Source organism: Streptomyces sp. OfavH-34-F (assembly GCF_022347745.1).
In the GTDB taxonomy this organism is placed as follows: domain Bacteria; phylum Actinomycetota; class Actinomycetes; order Streptomycetales; family Streptomycetaceae; genus Streptomyces.
This window is the reverse complement of the sequence record NZ_JAKRGC010000473.1, coordinates 1-3,515: the sequence shown is the minus strand read 5'-3', so window position 1 is coordinate 3,515 and position 3,515 is coordinate 1. Positions and strand designations below refer to the sequence as shown.

2 protein-coding genes are annotated in these 3,515 nt (G+C 74.5%); both read left to right on the top strand.

Annotated elements, in window-relative coordinates:
- Positions 1–147: 147 nt before the first annotated feature.
- Positions 148–2,214: a trypsin-like peptidase domain-containing protein gene (locus MHW47_RS33505; protein ID WP_239227614.1), complete on the top strand. Its 2,067-nt coding sequence runs from the start codon at positions 148–150 to the stop codon at positions 2,212–2,214.
- Positions 2,215–2,344: 130 nt separating this feature from the next.
- Positions 2,345–3,364, top strand: a complete 1,020-nt coding sequence (locus MHW47_RS33500) for a MoxR family ATPase (RefSeq protein ID WP_239227613.1) — start codon at positions 2,345–2,347, stop codon at positions 3,362–3,364.
- Positions 3,365–3,515 lie beyond the last annotated feature (151 nt).

Sequence of the window (3,515 nt, the reverse complement as noted above, 5' to 3'; positions counted from 1 at the left end):
CGGCGGGGAGGGCCGCGACATCGTCCTGCCGTGCCCCCCGCCCGCCCCGCCGTCCGCCGGCGCACACCCCGGCCACCCGTCCGCCGGGGCACCCCCCGGCGCACCGGCACACCCCGGTGGTGCGGACGACACGGACGGCGGCGGGGCATGACCTCCGAGGACCGAGGGGGCGCAGAGGGGGTGCTGACGCCCGCCCAGGCCGCTCTCATGGACCTCGTGCAGGACGCCACCGTGCGCATCCATCGCCCGCCGTCCGGGTATGCCCAGGACGAACCGGCAGGGGACTTCCTGGGCAGCGGCTTCTTCGTCGCACCCAGCTGGGTCCTCACATGCGCGCACGTGGCGACGCGGGGGGAGGGCGGCATGGTGGGCGTGTGGTTCAAGGAGGACCGCTACGGCACCGAACTGACCGAGGTGCCCGGCAAGGTCGTCGCCGCCCTGCCCGCCGTCCGGCCGCCCGGACCGGGCGGCTGGCCCGCCCCCGACCTCGCCCTCATCCAGCTCCAGCGCCCCGTCGAACACCCCTGCGTCTACGTCACCGAGCGGTCCGAGGCGATGCTCCGCAGCCGCGAGGTGCGCTGCGTGGGCTGGGCCCCCGGCCAGGGCGGCACCCTCCAGAACCGCAGCGGCGTCTGCACCGTCAAGGGCTCGTACGGCGGGTCGGGCGACGCCGAGCAGGTGGTGCGGCTCGACGGCGACTGGGTGGAGCTGGGCATGTCCGGCGGCCCGCTGGTGGACCTCGTCCGGGGCGAGGTCGTCGGCGTCGTCAAGTCACGGCTCGACGGCCACCAGGGCGGCACCGCCGTCGGCATCGAGCGGCTGCGCACCCTGGAGGTGCCCGCCACCCCCGTGGAGACCGAGACCGACGACATATACCAGTCCGTCTTCCACGCCCACGACCGCTACCACGCCGACCGCCACACCAGCGCCGCCGGCTCCGAACGCACCTGGACCGACGCGCAGAGCGAACTGTCCGTCCCGCCCGGCGGCGTCCTCGGACCCAAACTGCGCGTGGACCTGCTGGGACGGCTCGCCGAACTGCCGCCCCCGGCCAGCACCCGCGCCCTGCTGACGCTGCTCGACCGGCTGCCCGGCGTCTACGCCCGCGACCACCGCCCCGCCCCGCGCGGCTGGCGCGACGGACTCGGCGCGCTGTACGACGCCCGCGCCCGCGACCGCGAGGCCCGGTTCGAACTGATCGTGCGCTACTGCATGGGCGTCCTCGCCGCTGACCGGCCCTGCGGCCAGCTCTCCGTACGCAACGCCAAAGCCCTGTGGGGCTGGGTCAAGCGCATCGCCGACGTCGAACTCCCCAGGGACCTGCGCCGCCAGCTCGACCTGGAGTGGGCCGGCATCCGGCTGCGCCTGGAGCAGAACCGCCAGAGCTCCGCCCGCGCCCCGGCGGCCGAGCCCGTCCTGTACGGCGACCGCGACTGCGTCGTCCTCCATGTCGACCTCCAGGGCTGGTCCCGCGACCAGTACGACTGGCGGGTCGCCGTGGACCGCAGGGGCGGCGAGGCGGAACCGGTGGACGAGGACAGCCGCGGCGCCCCCCTCGGCACCGTCCCGGACCGGCTCGCCGCCGCGCTCACCGAGGCGTTCCGGCGGTGCGACGAACCGGGCGGCCCCGCCATGCTCCAGGTCGTCGTCGCGCCCGCGCTCTTCGGCCTCCCGGTCGACGACTGGGTGCTGACCCCCTCCGGCCAGCGCCTCGGAGCCGTCCGGCCGGTCGTGCTGCGCAGCCCGTACCAGGGCGCGGCGCCGGAGCGCCCGGCCCGCTGGAACGCCGGGCTCACCGCCGGCATCCGCGCCCTGGTCGTCGACTGCGAGGACGAATTGCGGGTACGTGTACCGGAGTCGACGCGGCTGCGCGGCCTGGCCCACGGAACCGTGCCGGTGCTGTGCCGCTACGGCACCCGGCCGGACCCGGACGTCACGGCCGGCGTGGTGCGGCTGCTCGACAGCGGCTTCGGCGTGGCCCTGCTCCAGCGGCGGACGACGGAGGCCGACACGGTCTGCAAGGAGTTCCACCGCCGCGTCGCCGAGGCGGTGTCGGACACCCGCACCCACGACCGGCTGCCGTGGAAGATCCATGAACTGCGCAGAGGGGTGAGCGCCGGGCGGACGGAGATGTACTGGTCCGCCGGCGCCGCCCTCTACTACGACGACCCGCACCGACCGCTGCCGGGCACCGACTTCCTGGAGGCGCCGTGAGCACACCCGTACCGCACCCCAAGGTCATGCGAACTCGCCTTCCCCTTACGGGGGTTGATCGGGATCGCTACGGTAAGGCACGTTCGGCGGGGCCCGCCGGCGGCGGACGAGTGACGACGAGGAACACGCTATGAGCGAACCCAGCGAGTGGCTCATCTACCGGGGCATCGGCGAACCGCACGACGAGACGCCGCAGCTGCCGCCCCCGCCGCCCTGGCGCGACTTCACCGGCGGACCCGGCGGCGCGGACGGCGCCGACACCTCCGACCGCAGGCTCGGCATCCCCGGCCGCGTCGCCGAGGAACACCGCCCCGGCGCCGAGGAACTGGAGATGATCAACGCGGCGCTGTACCTGCGGCGCCCCCTGCTGGTCACCGGCGACCCCGGCGCGGGCAAGAGCACCCTCGCCCACTCGGTCGCACGCGAGCTGGAACTGGGCAAGGTGCTGCGCTGGCCCGTCGTCAGCCGCACCACCCTGCTCGACGGCCTCTACCACTACGACGCCATCGCCCGGCTCCAGGACGTCCAGATCGCCTCGCACGCCGCGGCCGGCGGCGCCACCGGTGCCGACGCGGCCCAGAGCGTCGGCAGCTACATCCGGCTCGGCCCGCTCGGCACCGCGCTGCTGCCCTCGGACCGGCCGCGCGTCCTGCTCATCGACGAACTGGACAAGAGCGACATCGACCTCCCGAACGACCTGCTGAACGTGCTGGAGGAGGGCGAGTTCGCCATCCCCGAGCTGGAGCGCATCGCCGACCGGCTGCCCGACGGCGAGGCGGACGTCCTCGACCACGACGGCAACAAGGTCCGCATCAAGGGCGGCCGGGTGCAGTGCCGCGCCTTCCCCTTCGTCGTGCTCACCAGCAACGGCGAACGCGACTTCCCGGCCCCGCTGATGCGCCGCTGTATCCACCTGGAGCTGGGCCGCCCCGACCACAAGCGGCTGGCCTCCTTCGTCAAGGCCCACCTCGGCGAGGAGGCGGCCCGCGCCAGCGACGACCTCATCGCCCACTTCCTGGAACGCTCCCGCACCGAACTCCTGGCCACCGACCAGCTGCTGAACGCCATATATCTGACCCACGCCGCCTCACCGGCCGGCCGCGACCGGCTGGCCGACCTGCTCATCCAGCGACTCGACCGGCCGAGGTGAGACCGCGATGTCCGATGGTTCGGAGGCGTACGAGGCCGGGCTGCTGCCCGAGCTGGTCGCCCGGCTGCGCGGGGCCGGGCTCGACCCGGACGTCGAGCAGCTCTGCGACGCGCTCTGGCTCGCCCGGTGGACCCGCGGCACCGCCGCGTCC

Excerpts from the sequence above, each read along its gene's own strand:
- MHW47_RS33505 (WP_239227614.1), top strand. The coding sequence starts at position 148 with ATGACCTCCGAGGACCGAGGGGGCGCAGAGGGGGTGCTGACGCCCGCC.
- MHW47_RS33500 (WP_239227613.1), top strand. The coding sequence starts at position 2,345 with ATGAGCGAACCCAGCGAGTGGCTCATCTACCGGGGCATCGGCGAACCG.